The sequence below is a fragment of the Bacillus velezensis genome (genome assembly GCF_001461825.1).
Lineage (GTDB): Bacteria > Bacillota > Bacilli > Bacillales > Bacillaceae > Bacillus > Bacillus velezensis.
This window is the reverse complement of sequence record NZ_LLZC01000021.1, coordinates 89656-106053: the sequence shown is the minus strand read 5'-3', so window position 1 is coordinate 106053 and position 16398 is coordinate 89656. Positions and strand designations below refer to the sequence as shown.

Here is a 16398-nt window from a genome sequence, read left to right as displayed (position 1 = left end):
TAGTGGCACAGCCAGAATTATTTCATGATTTACCGTTAGAAGAAGTAATCGGCGACCGTTTCGGACGCTACAGTAAATACATTATTCAAGACAGGGCGCTGCCCGACGCTCGTGACGGTTTAAAGCCGGTGCAGCGGAGAATTTTATACGCCATGCACGCAGACGGAAATACATTCGATAAAAATTTCCGTAAAGCGGCGAAAACGGTCGGAAACGTTATCGGTAATTATCATCCGCACGGTGACAGCTCCGTTTATGAAGCGATGGTGCGGATGAGCCAGGATTGGAAAGTGCGGAATGTGCTGATTGAGATGCACGGCAACAATGGAAGCATTGACGGTGATCCGCCGGCTGCCATGCGTTATACGGAAGCGAGATTATCTTCTATCGCGTCAGAGCTTTTGCGTGATATTGATAAAAATACGGTTGAATTCGTTCCGAACTTTGATGACACTAGTAAAGAACCGGTTGTTTTGCCCGCCATGTTCCCTAACTTGCTTGTCAACGGATCAACCGGGATTTCAGCGGGCTATGCGACTGATATTCCCCCTCATCATCTGGGTGAGGTCATTGATGCCGTCATTAAACGGATTGAATCTCCGGATTGCACCGTCGATGACTTGATGCAGGTGATTAAAGGGCCTGACTTTCCGACAGGAGGCATTATTCAAGGAGTCGACGGCATTCGGAAGGCTTATGAAACCGGGAAAGGCAAAATTATTATCCGCGGCAAGGCTGAAGTGGAATCCGTAAGAGGCGGACGGGAGCAGATCGTCATTACAGAAATTCCGTTTGAAGTAAACAAAGCCAATCTCGTAAAGAAAATGGACGAATACCGCATAGACAAAAAAGTCGAAGGCATTTCTGAAGTCCGGGATGAAACTGACCGCACGGGGCTTCGGGTGGTCGTTGAGTTAAAGAAAGAAGCCGATGCAAAAGGCATCCTGAATTTCTTATATAAAAACACTGATCTGCAGACAACATATAACTTTAATATGGTCGCCATACATAACCGCCGGCCGATGCTGATGAGTCTTACAGCCATCCTGGATGCGTATATTTCCCACCAGAAGGAAGTAGTGACAAACCGCTCCGTCTTTGAATTGCAAAAAGCAAAAGAGCGGCATCACATCGTTGAAGGACTGATGAAGGCACTGTCTGTGTTAGATGAGGTCATAGCGGTCATCCGGGCAAGCAGCGACAAGAAAGATGCGAAACAAAACTTAATGTCTAAATTCGCATTTACGGAGCCGCAGGCCGAAGCGATCGTATCCTTGCAGCTGTATCGTCTGACAAACACGGATATTACGGCGCTAAAAGAGGAAGCGGAAGAGCTCAGCAAGAAAATTCAGGAGCTCGAAGCCATTTTAAGTCATGATAAAAAGCTGTTAAAAGTCATTACAAGCAGCCTGAAAAAATTGAAAAAGACCTATGCTGACAGCAGACGGTCTGTCATTGAAGAAAAGATTGAGGAAATTAAAATTAATCTTGAAGTCATGGTAGCCTCTGAGGACGTATATGTGACAGTCACAAAAGACGGCTATGTAAAACGAACAAGCCAGCGGTCATTTGCCGCTTCTAACGGCCAGGATTTCGGTATGAAGGATACTGACAGGCTGATTCACCAATTTGAAATGAACACAACGGATGTTCTCCTGCTCTTTACCAATAAGGGAAGCTATGTTTATTGTCCGGTTCACCAGCTTCCCGATATCAGGTGGAAAGACATGGGGCAGCACGTAACGAACATCATCACGATTGACCGTGATGAAACCATCGTGAAAGCTATACCGGTAAAAGAATTTGATCCATCTTCATATTTATTGTTTATGACGAAAAACGGCATGGTGAAAAGAACTGAAATGACGCATTACAAAGCGCAGCGTTACTCGAAAGCGCTTGTTGCCCTTAACCTTAAAGGGGACGACGAGCTGATTGATGTTCATGTCACAGACGGCGGCAGCCAGCTGTTTATCGCCACCCGCCTCGGGTACGGTTTATGGTTCGGTGAAGATGAAGTAAATGTAGTCGGTGCCCGTGCGGCCGGCGTAAAGGGTATAAATTTAAAAGACGGTGATACCGTCGTATCAGGACAAATCCTGCATGAAACAGATTCGCTTGTCCTCGTCACACAGCGGGGAGCAATCAAGCGGATGAACCTATCTGAATTCGAAAAAACATCCAGAGCGAAGCGCGGCGTCATCATGCTGCGTGAGCTTAAAAAGAACCCGCATCGCACAGTCGGCGTATTCGCATGCGCTTTGGCCGACATGATCGCTGCGGAAACAGAAAAAGGCGAGAGAATCGAAATCGCCGTGAAGTCCTTGCGGGCGAATGACCGATACAGCAACGGTTCCTTCTTTACCGATGAAGCTGAGACAGGGCCGGTAACAGATGTATGGCGTATCCCCGCGTCTGATGTTTAAGTTTAAGAGTAAAAATAAAATAAAAAAAACCTCCGCTCATTGAGCGGAGGTTTTACTATTTAGCTTTCGTGGCTGCCGAATAAGTCAGTGATAGCGTGAATGACTTCGATTCCCTGCCATACAAATAAATTCAATGCAGTGAATGAAAACAACCCTAAAATCACCATTCGTAAGATAAACAACATGTTTAACAACCTCCTCATTTTATGTTACATAGATAGGCGATGTTGAACATGAAGCTCATCGAAATACGAGGACTGATAAAATTTAGCGATTAAAAAGCTTTTCTTTCGCTGTCTTCTCCGGGAAGCGGGGCGTCTCCTGTCTGATATCACGATCAGTGAGACAGAAGCGGCAAAAAGCGCCGTCAAGATATATGAGCCCGTCAGCGATTTTTTCTCATCATCAGCATTTTGGCCGGCCTTCATTTCGTGCATTTCCTGCTGGTCGGCTACCGCTTTAAAATGATGAGCAGTATCAAACGCATGGGGAATGGAGAGCAAATGAAAGCTTGCAATCGCTAAAAATAAAATAGAAGCTTTTAAAAACAAGATTTTTTTCAAATGTTCTCCCCCCCTTCATAAGTCTGAATATTTTTATTATAATACCCTAATTTAAATGTAAAGTAAACATATTTATTAAATTTAAAAAATTATTATCCTGGTTAAGTATATACCATTCCATCCATCTTTTCATCTCTTTTATCTTAAAGACCTATTTGTTATGATATGCACGCATTCCTTATGACGTGACAACATTTTTCGGGCTGTAAGATAAAAAACGGGGCATGACAGCAAAAGACGTGATGAAGAAACCGAAACATTTTCTTAAAAAAACTTCTCAACCACGGTCGTTGTGATATAATAATACTCGTTGTGTTAAAAGATCTAACATATGCAGCAAAAATGACAGTAAAAGATACGTAAAAGGGAGGTTAAACATGGAGGCTTTCATCAGTGAAATCATAAATGTTCCAAATGATTTTATTTGGAAGTATCTTGTTTATATTTTAGTCGGGATCGGTTTGTACTTTACGTTCCGTTTTCGCTTTATTCAATTCCAATACTTTATAGAAATGTTTAGAATCGTCGGGGAGAAGCCGCAAGGAAATAAAGGAGTGTCTTCAATGCAGGCATTCTTTATCTCAGCCGCTTCTCGTGTCGGAACCGGAAACTTGACCGGCGTCGCGCTGGCGATTGCAACAGGCGGTCCCGGCGCAGTATTTTGGATGTGGATCGTAGCGATTGTCGGTATGGCTTCCAGCTTTGTGGAAAGCACCTTGGCGCAGCTGTATAAAGTGCGTTCCGGTGACGAATTCCGCGGCGGTCCGGCATATTACATGGCAAAGGGACTGGGCGCCCGCTGGCTCGGTATTTTATTCGCCGTATTGATTACCGTTTCTTTCGGACTTATCTTTAACGCCGTGCAGTCAAATACGATTTCTGTCGCGTTTGACGAAGCATTCCATGTGAATAAAACAGTTATCGCAATCATTTTAGCTGTATTAACGGCTTTCATTATATTCGGCGGTCTGAAACGTGTTGTTTCCGTCTCGCAATTAATCGTTCCGGTCATGGCGGGTATGTATATTCTGATCGCGCTGTATGTCGTGATTGTAAATATTACAGCGGTACCTGAGCTGTTTGTTACGATTGTGAAAAATGCGTTCGGTCTTGAACAGATCGTCGGCGGAAGCTTAGGAAGCATCATTATTATCGGTGCGCAGCGCGGCCTGTTTTCAAACGAAGCGGGTATGGGAAGCGCGCCGAATGCCGCAGCGGCTGCACATGTGTCGCATCCGGCTAAGCAGGGATTAATTCAGACGCTCGGCGTATTTTTTGATACATTTATCGTTTGTACATCGACTGCCTTTATCATTTTATTGTACAGCTTTACGCCTAAAGGAGACGGCATTCAAGTGACGCAAGCCGCACTGCAGCACCACCTCGGCGGATGGGCGCCGACATTTATTGCGATTGCGATGTTTTTATTCGCATTCAGTTCTGTCGTCGGCAACTATTACTATGGTGAAACGAATATTGAATTTATTAAAACAAGCAAAACATGGCTTAATATTTACCGCGTATTCGTCGTAGTGATGGTGGTATACGGATGTTTGGCTGACTTCCAGATCGTCTGGGACATGGCAAACTTGTTTATGGGACTCTTGGCTCTCATTAACTTAGTGGCAATCTTATTGCTGAGTAATGTAGCCTACAAGATCTATAAGGATTATGCCGCTCAGCGCAAAAAAGGTCTTGATCCTGTATTCAAGGCCGAGAATACGCCGGAGCTCAAGCATATTGAAACATGGGCGGAAGAAGAAGGTACAAGCCCCGAACGTAAGACTGCTAACTAAGGAAACATGCATACAATTTTCAAAAAACCCCTTACATTTTGTTGTGAGGGGTTTTTTTATGTGAAAAACCGGGTTATTTTTGCCGAAAACAGATTTTTTTGAATTTGTTGTATTTTTCTCTTGTGTGTGTAAGGGCTTTCATATAAAGTTTAACTAAACCGGTTTACCAAACCGATTTAGTCTTAAAGGAAAGGAGTATTAATGTGGCTTCTGATTATGGCATTTTTACGATCGGTGATGCGATGATCACCTTAAATCCCGCAAGCACAGGGCCTTTGCGTTTTGTTACCCATTTTGAACGAAAAGCAGGAGGAGCTGAACTGAATTTTGCGATTGCATGCGCCAGATTGAATCTGCACTCAAAGTGGGTCAGCAGGCTGGGGAAGGATGAGTTCGGCAGAGTGATTTATCAGTTTGCCAAAGGAGAAGGAATTGATGTGACTGACGTCTCCTATGTTGAAGGCTTTCCTACATCTTTAAATGTCAAAGAGATCAGAAATGACGGTTCAGGCAAGACGTTTTATTACCGTTTCAATTCACCAATTCTGACTCTTGCACCGGAAGATATAACAGAGAATATGTTTGCCGGCATTCACATCGTTCATCTTACCGGCGTGTTCCTCGCGCTTGATAAGAAAAACCTTGAAATTGCTGAAAGGGTGCTTTCCATCGCCAAAGCAAGGGGGATTCCCGTATCTTTTGATCCGAATATCAGGCTGAAGCTGTGGACGATTGAGGAGGCGCGTGCGGCATTTCATCAAATCTTTCCGCATACTGATATTCTTCTGGCGGGCCGGGACGAAATGAAACAGCTGACAGGTCTAGGGGAAAATGAGGCATTAGCCCGGTTTGCAGAGACCTATTCAATCAGTCAGCTTGTCATAAAAGACGGTGAAGCAGGTTCTGCGCTGTATCATGATCATAAGTGGGTTCACAAAGAGGCTTTCCCGGTTGCGCCTGTTGACACGGTAGGAGCGGGTGACGGCTTTAATGCCGGTTACCTGTACAGTTATCTGCATGGTTTTGAACCGGAAAAACGTCTGGAGTTTGCCAATGCGGTCGGTGCGCTCGTCACCACAGTTTCCGGTGACAATGAAGGGCTTCCCTATCTAGAAGAGGTTCTGTCATTTGTAAACAAAGAGACTGTGATTGAACGTTAGCAAGCACAACTTAAAAAGCGGGTGAGAAAATGAAAGCGGTTCTAGTACGGAAAGCATTTGATCTGGTGGTGACGGAATGTGAGAAACCGTCTGTTGTCCACGCGGATGATGTTCTTGTCAAGGTGAAGCGGGTCGGAATTTGCGGATCAGATTTGCATATTTATCATGGGACAAATCCGTTAGCGTCCCTGCCGAGAGTAATCGGTCATGAAGTCACAGGGGAAGTCGCAAAGACCGGTTCTCTTGTCCGGCGTTTCAAGCCGGGTGACCGGGTAGTGATTGAACCGATATCTTATTGCGGAACATGCTATGCCTGCCGGAAAGGACGTCCGAACGTCTGCAAAGCGCTTTCGGTGTTCGGCGTTCATGAAGATGGCGGGATGCGGGAATATATCGTGCTTCCGGAAAAGCAGCTGCATGCCGTTTCGCCCGATCTGCCCTGGGAGGAAGCGGTCATGGCAGAACCATATACGATCGGCGCCCAGGCCGTTTGGAGAGGCGGAGTCGAGAAGGAAGATACCGTTTTGATTCAGGGGGCGGGGCCGATCGGAATCTGCATATTAAAAATGGCAAAGCTCAAAGGCGCTTCCGTCATGATAACCGACTTGAATGATGAACGCTTGGCATTCGCTGAAAAAAACGGTGCGGACGTTACCGTCAACGCGCAAAAAGAAGATCCCGTTTTGCGGGTGAACGAATGGACAAAAAATGAAGGCGCCAATGCCGTCATTGATGCCGTCTGTCTCCCCTCAACGTTTGAAACGTCTATTGACGCGGTGTCTCCGGCCGGTCATGTGGTTGTGCTTGGTTTTGATGAGAGGACTGCCGGCATTTCTCAGCTTCCGATCACAAAAAAGGAAGTCACGATAACCGGTTCAAGATTGCAGACGAATCAGTTTCCGTACATTACAGACTTACTGAATAAAGGCCTGTTAACGCACGGCGGTCTTATTACACATACATTTTCAGCAGATGACGTCCATCAAGCATTTCAGTTGATCGAACAGCACCCGGGCAAGGTGGGAAAAGCAATCATTACGTTTGATTAAAGGAGGAGCGAGAATGCTGCCTAAGTACGTTATTTACGAAAAACTTCTGCATGCACAAGTGGTGGCTGTCATAAGGGGACAAAACAGCCAAGAGGCGCTTGAAGTTTCAAGAGCGGCCATTTCAGGAGGTATCAGCGCCATTGAGCTTACATACACAACTCCTGAAGTGGAAGATGTCTTTAAGGAACTCCGGCATCAAGATATTCTTCTTGGAGCCGGCTCTGTAATGGATACAGAAACGGCGAGACACGCCATTTTATCAGGCGCCTCATTTATCGTCAGCTCTCATTTTGTAAAAGAGATAGCATCTCTATGCAACCAGTACAGCGTACCGTATCTTCCGGGATGCATGAGCGTGTCTGATATGGCTTTGGCGCTCGAAGCCGGATGTGATGTGGTAAAGCTGTTCCCCGCTAATTCGTTTGACCCTTCATTTATCAAGTCGGTCAACGGTCCTCTGCCGAATGTCCGCATTATGCCGACCGGGGGTATCTCATTAAACAGCATGAATGACTGGCTCTCTGCCGGAGCGGTCGCGGTGGGTGTGGGAAGCGACTTGACAAAAGCATATCAAAAGGGCGGCTATGAAGCTGCCGTATCCCTCAGCAAAGAATACGTCTGCCGAAAACACGAATATACGGGGGTGTAACATGAATATCACGTTTCGCTGGTATGGCCAAGGTAATGATACGGTGACTCTTGAACATGTCAGACAAATTCCCGGGGTCAAAGGCATCGTCTGGGCTCTTCACCAGAAGCCCGCGGGCGAAGTATGGGAAAAGGAGGACATTGAAGCGGAAGTCAGATTCATTCAATCCTATGGGTTTCATGCAGAGGTCGTGGAAAGCGTGAATGTTCATGAAGCCATTAAACTCGGTCATGAAGAACGCGGACAATATATTGAGCACTATAAACAGACCATTCGCAATCTGTCCGAATTCGGTGTGAAAGTCATCTGTTACAATTTCATGCCGATATTTGACTGGACGCGTACCGATATGTTCCGCGCGCTGGAGGATGGGTCAACCGCACTGTTTTTTGAAAAAGCGAAAGTGGAAAGTCTATCTCCGGAGGAACTGATCCGCACGGTTGAAGAATCTTCTGATTTGACGCTTCCCGGGTGGGAGCCGGAGAAAATGGCCCGGATCAAGGAACTGTTTGAGGCCTATCAAACGGTTGATGAAAAACAGCTTTGGGCCAATCTTGAGTTCTTTTTACATGAAATTCTTCCTGTAGCGGAGGAACACGGCATTCAAATGGCCATTCATCCGGATGATCCGCCCTGGTCAATTTTTGGCCTGCCCCGTATTATCACCGGTGAGAAAAGCTACGAAAAGCTGCGAGAGATTTCAGATTCACCCGCCAATTGTATTACGTTATGCACGGGTTCGATGGGAGCGGATCCCGCCAATGATATGGTGAAGATCGCCAAACACTATGCGGGAGCTGCGCCGTTTGCCCATATACGAAATGTGAAAATCTGCGATAACGGTGATTTTACGGAAACTTCGCATCTTACCAGTGATGGGTCCATTGATATTACCGGTGTGGTAAAAGAATTGCACGGCCAAGACTATAAAGGATATGTACGGCCTGATCACGGCCGTCATATCTGGGGCGAACAATGCGGCCGGGTTATGGTTTATATGATCGTGCCTTAGGAATTATGTACTTGAACGGACTGTGGGATGCGTTCTCGTCTCATGAGAAAGGGGTGAAGAGATGAGACCGATTCATGAACGTTTATCAGGAAGAACCGCTGTCATAACAGGCGGGAGCGGTGTTCTCTGTTCAGCAATGGCAAAGGAGCTTTCACGGCAGGGGATGAAAATTGCGATCGTCAGCCGGAATGCTGATAAAGCAGAGCGTGCGGCGGGCGAGATTGCTGACGCTGGAGGAACCGCGGTTTCTGTACCGGCTGATGTTTCAGCCCGTGATTCGCTCGAAAAGGCAAAAGACGAGATTATCAGCCGGTTCGGTTCTGTCAATCTTTTAATTAACGGAGCCGGGGGAAATCACCCTGATGCGATCACTGCCAGTGAGACGTATGAAGAGGATGAGCAGGGCACATCATTTTTTGATATGGACGAAACGGGGTTTTCCAGCGTTTTTTCAACCAACTTTACCGGTGCATTTCTGGCATCGCAAGTGTTTGGAAAAGACCTTTTGAAGGCGGAATGTCCCGCGATTATTAATATTTCTTCTATGAGTGCGTATACACCGATGACAAAGGTGCCTGCCTACAGCGCGGCCAAGGCGGCGATTCAGAATTTTACGATGTGGATGGCTGTTCATTTCGCAAAAAAAGGGATGCGGGTGAATGCCATCGCTCCGGGTTTCTTTTTGACAGCGCAAAACCGTGAGTTGTTATTACAGGAAGATGGAAGTCTGACAGACCGATCCAATAAGATTATGGCACATACACCGATGAAACGTTTCGGGAAACCGGAAGACCTTCTGGGAACGCTCCTGTGGCTTTCGGATGATTCATGCTCAGGCTTTGTCACAGGGGTCACCGTTCCCGTCGACGGAGGTTTTATGGCTTATTCCGGAGTGTGACAGAATCCATGTCCCTGTCAGATTGTAAACTATTTACTTCTGACTTATACTAGTGAAAAATGAAGACAGACGGGGATGAGTCTATGAAAACCATTACAATTTCTGATGTGGCGAAATATGCAAACGTATCTAAAAGCACCGTATCTCAATTTTTAAATCAGCGCTATGACTATATGAGCGAGAAAACGAAACAAAAAATAGAAGCGGCCATTCAAGAGCTGAACTATCAGCCGAATTTCGTCGCCCGCAGCTTAAAACAGAAATCAACATTTACAGTAGGTGTGGTGGTGGCTAATATTCTTCACACCTTTTCCACTCAGGTCATCAGGGCGGTGGAAGACTATTTTCATGAACAAGGATTTCATATTATTGTCTGCAATGCGGATGATGAACCGGAAAAAGAAAAGAAATATATTGAAATGCTGCGGGCCAAGCAGGTGGACGGAATTATTATTTTTCCGACGGGCGAAAATCTCTCTTTATATGAAAAGATGAAACGCGATACGTTTCCGGTCGTGTTTATGGACAGAACCATTGAAGAACTCGGGATTCCGACAGTGATGCTTGATAATCATCATGCAGCCGGTCTTGCCGTTGACCGGTTTATCGAAAGCGGCATAAAGAGAATCGCGATTATTACGACGTCCATTATTCGGGAAATCAGTCCGAGGGTAGAAAGGATTGAAGGGTATAAGAAGGCGCTTGACCGCCACGGAATGATAGTGCGGAACGAATATATCAAAACAGCCGATGCGGCTGATATTTCCAATGTTTTGTCAGAGCTGTTCTCACTTGAAGAGCCTCCGAAAGCGATATTGGCGGCAAACGATATCGTTCTTGTTGAGGTGCTGAAGTATATGAAGGAGCATGATATGACAATTCCGGATAAGGCAGCCGTCATCGGAATTGATGAAGTTCCTTTTGCGGGTTTTTTTACTCCTCCGATTACGACGATCGTTCAGCCTGCGGCAGAAATGGCGCGAAAAGCGGGAAGCCTTCTTCTTCGCCAGATACAAGAAAAAGATGGCGGTGAAAAACGGATTCACCGCTATAAACCGGCGCTGCTCGCAAGGCAATCCGGATAACCGGTTTCATTGCATAAACCGGTTTACTCCGGCAATTTTAATATCTGAATATTATGAAATAAGAGGGAGGGATTTTATGTTCTCAAAGGATAGATTCCCTTTTCATTGCATAAACCGGTTTACTCCGGCAATTTTAATATCTGAATATTATGAAATAAGAGGGAGGGATTTTATGTTCTCAAAGGATAGATTCCCTATTATTCTTCTTTTATTTTCAGCCGGGGTGATTAACTATTTAGACCGCTCAGCGCTGTCTATTGCAGCGCCGTTCATACAGCAGGATCTCACATTGTCGGCAACCCAAATGGGGCTGATTTTCAGCAGTTTCTCTGTCGGATACGCTGTGTTTAACTTTCTCGGCGGTGTTGCATCTGACCGGTACGGGGCTAAATTGACATTGTGTACGGCGATGATCGTTTGGTCTCTTTTCAGCGGAGCGGTTGCGCTTGCTTTCGGATTTGTAAGTCTTTTGATTATCCGTGTTTTATTCGGTATGGGGGAGGGGCCGCTGTCGGCTGCCATAAGCAAAATGGTCAACAATTGGTTTCCTCCGTCTCAGCGCGCCACGGTCATCGGCCTGACAAACAGCGGAACGCCGCTCGGCGGAGCGATCTCCGGCCCGATTGTCGGGATGATTGCTGTGGCGTTCAGCTGGAAAGTTTCCTTTGTCCTGATCATGATCATCGGTTTAGTCTGGGCGCTCATCTGGTTTAAATTTGTCAAAGAACGGCCGGCGCCGACGGAAGACGCCCCGGCAATGAAAGCAGCGATTCAATCGCATGAGCAGCATATCCCGATGACCTTTTATTTGAAACAAAAAACGGTTCTCTTCACGGCTTTTGCCTTTTTCGCCTACAACTACATTTTATTTTTCTTCTTAACATGGTTTCCGAGCTATCTGGTGAAAGAACGCGGTTTAAGTGTTGAATTTATGAGCGTGGTGACTGTTATTCCCTGGATTCTTGGATTTATCGGTTTGGCGGCAGGCGGAATGATTTCTGATTATGTATTCAAAAAAACCGCCGGAAAAGGGGTTTTGTTCTCACGGAAAGTCATTCTTGTCACTTGTCTGTTCGCTTCCGCTGTACTGATCGGATTTGCCGGACTTGTTACCACTACCGTAAGTGCCGTTATTCTCGTTGCTTTATCAGTCTTCTTTTTATATATAACGGGCTCTATCTATTGGGCGGTCATTCATGATGTGGTTGATCAAAGGAATGTCGGGTCAGTCGGCGGCTTTATGCATTTTCTTGCAAACACGGCCGGTATTATCGGGCCTGCTTTAACCGGCTTTATCGCGGACAAAAGCGGATCATTCTCGGGGGCGTTTTTGCTTGCAGGCGGATTAGCCGTTTTGGCCTCGGCTGCGGTAATCCGTTTCGTGCGTCCGATTATCATTCAAACCGCTTCTGAAGATAAAAAAGACACGATACCTTATTCATAAGTCATCAAAGTCACTGAGGCTGTCCTGCCGATAACGGGATGGCCTTTTCGTTCTGCCGCTTGATCTGTTCCTATGATAATATAGGAATTGTTTACAAAAGAAGGGAAGAGGAGGGGGCATGAAACAGAAGCCGATATATGTCGAAATCTATATTGCATCTGATATAGAAACGCTTTGGGAATATACGCAAACCCCGCATCTTCATAAGGAATGGGATCTGCGTTTTTCTGACATTACATATCTTCATAGGCTGCCAGATGAACCGCAGAGATTTCTATATGAAACACGAATCGGTTTTGGGCTGAAGGTATGCGGCACGGGCGAATCAATAGGTGACATAAGGCCTCGCTCGTCAGAAAGAGTGTCTTCGCTCGCTTTTGCCTCTGATCATCCGCTGTCACTTATAAAAGAAGGCAGGGGCTACTGGAAGTATATAGAGCGGGATAACGGACAAACCGCATTTTTGACTCAATATCAATATGAAACGGCCCGCGGTCTGCCGGGAAGTTGGATAGACCGGTTTTTATTTCGTCCTCTGCTAAGCTGGGCTACCGCATGGAGCTTTGATGCGTTGCGGCTTTGGATAGAACAAAACAGACATCCGAAGATATCAGTCCGTTTCGGGTTTGTCTATGTCTGTATGTGTCTCGTATTCAGTATGTATTGGTTTTTTCAAGGCTTTCATGATGGCTGTGCCGATGCAGAGATCGTGAGGGGAGCGCTGGAGACAGGGTTAGGGGTATTATGGCTGCTTCCCATGCGGAGAAAGTGGCTGATTCACACCGGGCAGTCAGTCTTCTTTTGTGTAACGGCACTGCTATATTCCGGCGGCGGATTCGTGATCTCATTAGGAGTGCTTACGATAGCCGGCATGATTCTTAAGCTCAAGCTGCCGAGCGCCTGGCATACAAAGCGAAAGAGAGAAGTGAAATGACGGATTCAATGTATGAAAAAACGATTACTCATTATCAATCACTGCACCCGATGCTGCAGAAACGGTACAGATTTGACGGATCACGCACGTTTTGCGGAGAAGGCGTTATGTCAGAAATAAAGGGAGGTTCTTTTCTTGTCAGAATGCTTTTAAAGACAGGTGTTTTTTTCAGATGTTTTTTCTCAGAGAGGGGAAACGATATCCCTTTCACTATCGAAAACAAAAACAGGCAAAATGGCGTGGAATGGAATCGTACCTTTTTCTTTAAAGGCAAAACGCGTTTTTTTGATGCGGTCATGGAATATGATGAGCGGGAAAACAGAATTCTTGATTACTTCGGCAAACCCCGCATCCTACTGTCTGAACTGCATTTAGAAGCGTCTTCAGAAGGAGGGCTTGTTATTACATCCGGAAGGCAGTGGCTCCTGATAGGCGGAAAGAAAATCCCGCTTCCGGCATGGCTGTGCGGCAGTTCAACCGTTTATGAGGCTTATGATGAGGAAATGAATAGCTTCAGCATAAAGGTTCATGTGAAAAATCGGATACTCGGCACGCTTTTCTCTTACCGGGGGACTTTCCGGGAAACAGAGGGAGAAACATGCTGAAGCGTCATCTCATGGTAAGCGTGATTTGCTTTTTGGGATTTGCGGCGGCTGAAGCTCCGCATATATCAGCTGCTGAGACGTTTGTTTTATTTTCCGTACTTTTTTTCGTTCCTGCTGTATTCGATTTTGCTTTTCGGCCGTCAAAGACCTTAGAGAATGTGTTGTTACGGAGTTATCCTGTTGCCGCTTTATGTGCGGTGCTTGCGCTTGTCACAGACTTCAGTTTTTTTGCCGTTGTGTGGCTCATTTATACGTTTGGGCTGGCACTGTATGCTGTCCGGCGGCTGATGAAAACAAATATTCACAGAACAGAAGAGATGTCTGTTATGGCGGGTTTCATTTATTTGGCCGGGGGCGGATTCTGGTTCTTCGCATATGTCCTTGAGATTCCCGTCATGAATTTCGGCCCGCTTATCGTTCTGCTGACGGCGGTGCACTTTCACTATTCCGCTTTTCTCATTCCGATCTTTAACGGATTGCTCGGCAGGATCATACGGGAGAAACGCGAACTTTACCGGTGGAGCACGGTCATTATTTTGATTTCGCCGATCCTTATTGCCTTGGGGATTACATTTTCAAAGACACTTGATGTGATTGCTGTCGCTCTGTATCTGGCGGGTCTGTATGTAAATGCATATCTCGTCTTTAAGGCGCCGTTTGTTACGAAAACAGGCAGGATCTTGATCAGGAGTTCTTCGGCTGTGTTAATGATCACAATTGCTTTTTCTTTGATATATTCGTACGGTGTCTACCGCGAGGAGGCAACGCTCACGATCAGCCAGATGATTTGGATTCACGGGGCCGTCAATGCATTCGGCGTTATCCTGCCGGCTTTGGCGGGGTGGAGGTTGGAAAATCCGAGACCGTTTGATGAGGGCAGTGATAGAACGTTCAGCCGTATTTACGGGAAGAGAACGATAGGCAAAGAATTTTTGACTGATATTCATGCAGCAAATGACATCCATTATACCGGCCTTCTGAATCAGATGAGAGAACTGCATTCTGAAGACTTTTCAATTGAAAAACTGGCGCCGGCCGTTATTTCCTTTTATGAAGAGACAATTGATTATGACATCATGGCAAAAGTGACGTGGAGCAGATGGTTTCGTCCGTTCGCGCGCGTGTACGAGCCGTTCAGCAGAAGAGCGGGGCAGATTCACCTGTCCATGAATCCGGATTGGTATATTATGCACAGTGATATCATAGGCGTTGACTCTGACAAAGACGGCAGAAAAAATGTCCGTGCGTGGATCAGAACAAATGAAAAGCAGGAAACCGTTTTTACTGCGCTGTATTCAGCGTACAGGGCAAAAGGGGAAGGATACATGAATATATCTCTCCCGCTGCCGTACGGCCAAATGACGGGCATTTTAAAACCTTATGCGCGTAAGCAGAATCTTGTTTTGACAAGCAGACGGCGAAAAAGCGGAGCGGGTGATGAAGGGATTTATCTGCAGACGAAATGGGGGGCGTGTCATCTTCCGCTGGCAGAGACATTTCTTATTTCAGCCCAGAGCGAAACAAGCCTGAAGGCCGTTCATCATATGTGGCTGTTCGGACTGAAATTTTTAACTGTGCATTATCGGATCACTCATGCTTCCGCAGGTAACCGAAGCAAATAACAAGCTGCAGAGCCGTCTGTTCATCAGGCGGCTTTTTCTCATCTACATGGGTTATATTCACCATTTTATTTGCGAGCTTTTTTGCGGCAGATGACACGAAAGGAGTCATGCGCTGGATCTCATTTATTCTCGTGTTAGCTCAGCTGTCAGGGATGGGCATGAGCGGTTATGTTGTCAGTGAATGAGGATGGGACGCAGCCTCGGTCTTGCCAGTCTTTGCCTGTCTTTCATGATTCGCGAAATGAAAACGACCGCAAAGATACCTGTTACATTGAGCGGTATGGTGAAGGCAGCCGGGCATATGTCCTTGCTGAAAATCTCGTTTTTATCCATTTTAGCCCATGACATGATTTTTACGAAAATGTTTGGCTTCACAACGGCATATGCGCTGCGTATAGGTGTCAGTGAGAAAGAAATCAGCTTGTTGTATGTGGGGATCGGATAAAATTCATGACAATATATGTATTTTTAGTGAAAATAAGTATCCTATCTACAAAATATGACAAATTCCCTTTGTACAAGATGGTAAAATCAGATTACCTGCTAAGTGAGAAAGCAGCAGGCAATAAATCATAAGGGGGCAATATTAATGTTAAAAAGTAAAATTAAAAAAATAGCCGGTGCGGCTGTAATTGCTGGAGCATTATTAGTTTCTGTGTCGCCAGCAAAAGCAGAAACTCTTCCGGGATTGATCTGGGTCATGGACAAATATACTGACGCTTTTAAATTCGACATGTTTATTAAAAACGGAAATGAAAAATGGGTTTATGTTTACACAAGATTATCCGATGGCAAAGTTGATGTGGAAGAAGTAAAGTGTGAAACAATTTATAAAGATCGATGCTATGTAAAGCAGTAAGAAATAAATACAAATCGTAATACATCCTATTTTTTTAATTCTGTCTCACCAACTAAGTATACTTAAGATAACGAGACAGAATTTCCATTAAAGATTTAACTTCCTAGAATATATATTATGTAAACTAGATAAAATGAAATTCATATCCAATAATCTATCTTCATCATTTTAATACCAAAACCTCTACCTCCTCAATAAATTAAATTGGTCATAGAGGTTTTTGAATTAATGAGCTACCATGAGGACGAAACTGAAAATCTATTCTTTCTCTTTAAATTATATTCACCCATAATAGA

The 16398-nt window shown here is 45.4% G+C and carries 15 protein-coding genes and 1 pseudogene; 14 read left to right on the top strand and 2 right to left on the bottom strand.

All coding sequences use genetic code 11. The annotated features are described in order from the left end of the window. The first annotated feature begins 2 nt into the window (after positions 1-2). Complete coding sequence (gene parC / locus AR442_RS18340; RefSeq protein WP_053285104.1) at positions 3-2426, top strand: DNA topoisomerase IV subunit A; 2424 nt, start codon at positions 3-5, stop codon at positions 2424-2426. A gap of 59 nt (positions 2427-2485) precedes the next feature. Here parC and AR442_RS21015 read toward each other — a convergent pair whose 3' ends face one another. Both AR442_RS21015 and AR442_RS18335 read right to left on the bottom strand, forming a co-directional pair. Beyond that, positions 2486-2611 (bottom strand): hypothetical protein, encoded by a 126-nt coding sequence (locus AR442_RS21015; protein WP_003153957.1) that lies wholly within the window; start codon positions 2609-2611, stop codon positions 2486-2488. Positions 2612-2635: 24 nt separating this feature from the next. Next, the gene (locus AR442_RS18335) at positions 2636-2989 is read right to left on the bottom strand and encodes a hypothetical protein (protein WP_003153956.1); all 354 of its coding nucleotides are present in this window, start codon (positions 2987-2989) and stop codon (positions 2636-2638) included. Positions 2990-3366: 377 nt separating this feature from the next. On the opposite strand from AR442_RS18335, the gene AR442_RS18330 reads away from it, so the two are divergent. The 13 genes and pseudogenes from AR442_RS18330 (at position 3367) to AR442_RS18270 (ending at position 16102) form a co-directional block, all read left to right on the top strand. After that, positions 3367-4785 carry an alanine/glycine:cation symporter family protein gene (locus AR442_RS18330; protein ID WP_007410311.1) on the top strand — a complete coding sequence of 473 codons (1419 nt, stop codon included), beginning with the start codon at positions 3367-3369 and terminating at the stop codon, positions 4783-4785. 203 nt (positions 4786-4988) lie between these two features. Further along, positions 4989-5945 (top strand): sugar kinase, encoded by a 957-nt coding sequence (locus AR442_RS18325; protein WP_029973851.1) that lies wholly within the window; start codon positions 4989-4991, stop codon positions 5943-5945. 29 nt (positions 5946-5974) lie between these two features. Beyond that, positions 5975-6994, top strand: coding sequence for a zinc-binding alcohol dehydrogenase family protein (locus tag AR442_RS18320; protein WP_053285105.1), 1020 nt, complete (start codon positions 5975-5977; stop codon positions 6992-6994). A gap of 13 nt (positions 6995-7007) precedes the next feature. Continuing rightward, positions 7008-7643: a bifunctional 2-keto-4-hydroxyglutarate aldolase/2-keto-3-deoxy-6-phosphogluconate aldolase gene (locus tag AR442_RS18315; RefSeq protein WP_053285106.1), complete on the top strand. Its 636-nt coding sequence runs from the start codon at positions 7008-7010 to the stop codon at positions 7641-7643. Position 7644: 1 nt separating this feature from the next. Then, positions 7645-8720 (top strand): annotated as a pseudogene (gene uxuA / locus AR442_RS18310) (mannonate dehydratase). After that, entirely contained in the window at positions 8717-9553 is an 837-nt protein-coding gene (locus AR442_RS18305; RefSeq protein WP_053285107.1) for an SDR family oxidoreductase, read from the top strand. The pseudogene uxuA and the gene AR442_RS18305 overlap by 4 nt, the downstream one beginning before the upstream one ends. An 83-nt stretch (positions 9554-9636) precedes the next feature. Then, positions 9637-10638, top strand: coding sequence for a substrate-binding domain-containing protein (locus tag AR442_RS18300; protein WP_025650135.1), 1002 nt, complete (start codon positions 9637-9639; stop codon positions 10636-10638). 172 nt (positions 10639-10810) lie between these two features. Continuing rightward, positions 10811-12082, top strand: a complete 1272-nt coding sequence (locus tag AR442_RS18295) for an MFS transporter (protein ID WP_053285108.1) — start codon at positions 10811-10813, stop codon at positions 12080-12082. Between the two features lie 118 nt (positions 12083-12200). Beyond that, positions 12201-13016 (top strand): hypothetical protein, encoded by an 816-nt coding sequence (locus AR442_RS18290; RefSeq protein WP_022553278.1) that lies wholly within the window; start codon positions 12201-12203, stop codon positions 13014-13016. Then, a complete protein-coding gene (locus AR442_RS18285; RefSeq protein WP_038461489.1) occupies positions 13013-13621 on the top strand; it encodes a DUF4166 domain-containing protein in 609 nt (202 codons plus the stop codon). The genes AR442_RS18290 and AR442_RS18285 overlap by 4 nt, the downstream gene beginning before the upstream one ends. After that, entirely contained in the window at positions 13615-15243 is a 1629-nt protein-coding gene (locus AR442_RS18280; RefSeq protein ID WP_053285109.1) for a YndJ family protein, read from the top strand. The genes AR442_RS18285 and AR442_RS18280 overlap by 7 nt, the downstream gene beginning before the upstream one ends. 181 nt (positions 15244-15424) lie before the next feature. Then, entirely contained in the window at positions 15425-15688 is a 264-nt protein-coding gene (locus AR442_RS20545; RefSeq protein ID WP_014418036.1) for an MFS transporter, read from the top strand. 144 nt (positions 15689-15832) lie between these two features. Beyond that, positions 15833-16102, top strand: a complete 270-nt coding sequence (locus AR442_RS18270) for a hypothetical protein (RefSeq protein ID WP_014418037.1) — start codon at positions 15833-15835, stop codon at positions 16100-16102. The last annotated feature ends 296 nt before the right edge of the window (positions 16103-16398 follow it).

Bases quoted from the DNA above. Each gene is read 5' to 3' on its own strand.
- AR442_RS21015 (WP_003153957.1), bottom strand. From the start codon at position 2,611: ATGTTGTTTATCTTACGAATGGTGATTTTAGGGTTGTTTTCATTCACT.
- AR442_RS18330 (WP_007410311.1), top strand. From the start codon at position 3,367: ATGGAGGCTTTCATCAGTGAAATCATAAATGTTCCAAATGATTTTATT.
- AR442_RS18320 (WP_053285105.1), top strand. From the start codon at position 5,975: ATGAAAGCGGTTCTAGTACGGAAAGCATTTGATCTGGTGGTGACGGAA.
- AR442_RS18315 (WP_053285106.1), top strand. From the start codon at position 7,008: ATGCTGCCTAAGTACGTTATTTACGAAAAACTTCTGCATGCACAAGTG.
- AR442_RS18305 (WP_053285107.1), top strand. From the start codon at position 8,717: ATGAGACCGATTCATGAACGTTTATCAGGAAGAACCGCTGTCATAACA.
- AR442_RS18300 (WP_025650135.1), top strand. From the start codon at position 9,637: ATGAAAACCATTACAATTTCTGATGTGGCGAAATATGCAAACGTATCT.
- AR442_RS18295 (WP_053285108.1), top strand. From the start codon at position 10,811: ATGTTCTCAAAGGATAGATTCCCTATTATTCTTCTTTTATTTTCAGCC.
- AR442_RS18290 (WP_022553278.1), top strand. From the start codon at position 12,201: ATGAAACAGAAGCCGATATATGTCGAAATCTATATTGCATCTGATATA.
- AR442_RS18285 (WP_038461489.1), top strand. From the start codon at position 13,013: ATGACGGATTCAATGTATGAAAAAACGATTACTCATTATCAATCACTG.
- AR442_RS18280 (WP_053285109.1), top strand. From the start codon at position 13,615: ATGCTGAAGCGTCATCTCATGGTAAGCGTGATTTGCTTTTTGGGATTT.
- AR442_RS20545 (WP_014418036.1), top strand. From the start codon at position 15,425: ATGAGGATGGGACGCAGCCTCGGTCTTGCCAGTCTTTGCCTGTCTTTC.
- AR442_RS18270 (WP_014418037.1), top strand. From the start codon at position 15,833: ATGTTAAAAAGTAAAATTAAAAAAATAGCCGGTGCGGCTGTAATTGCT.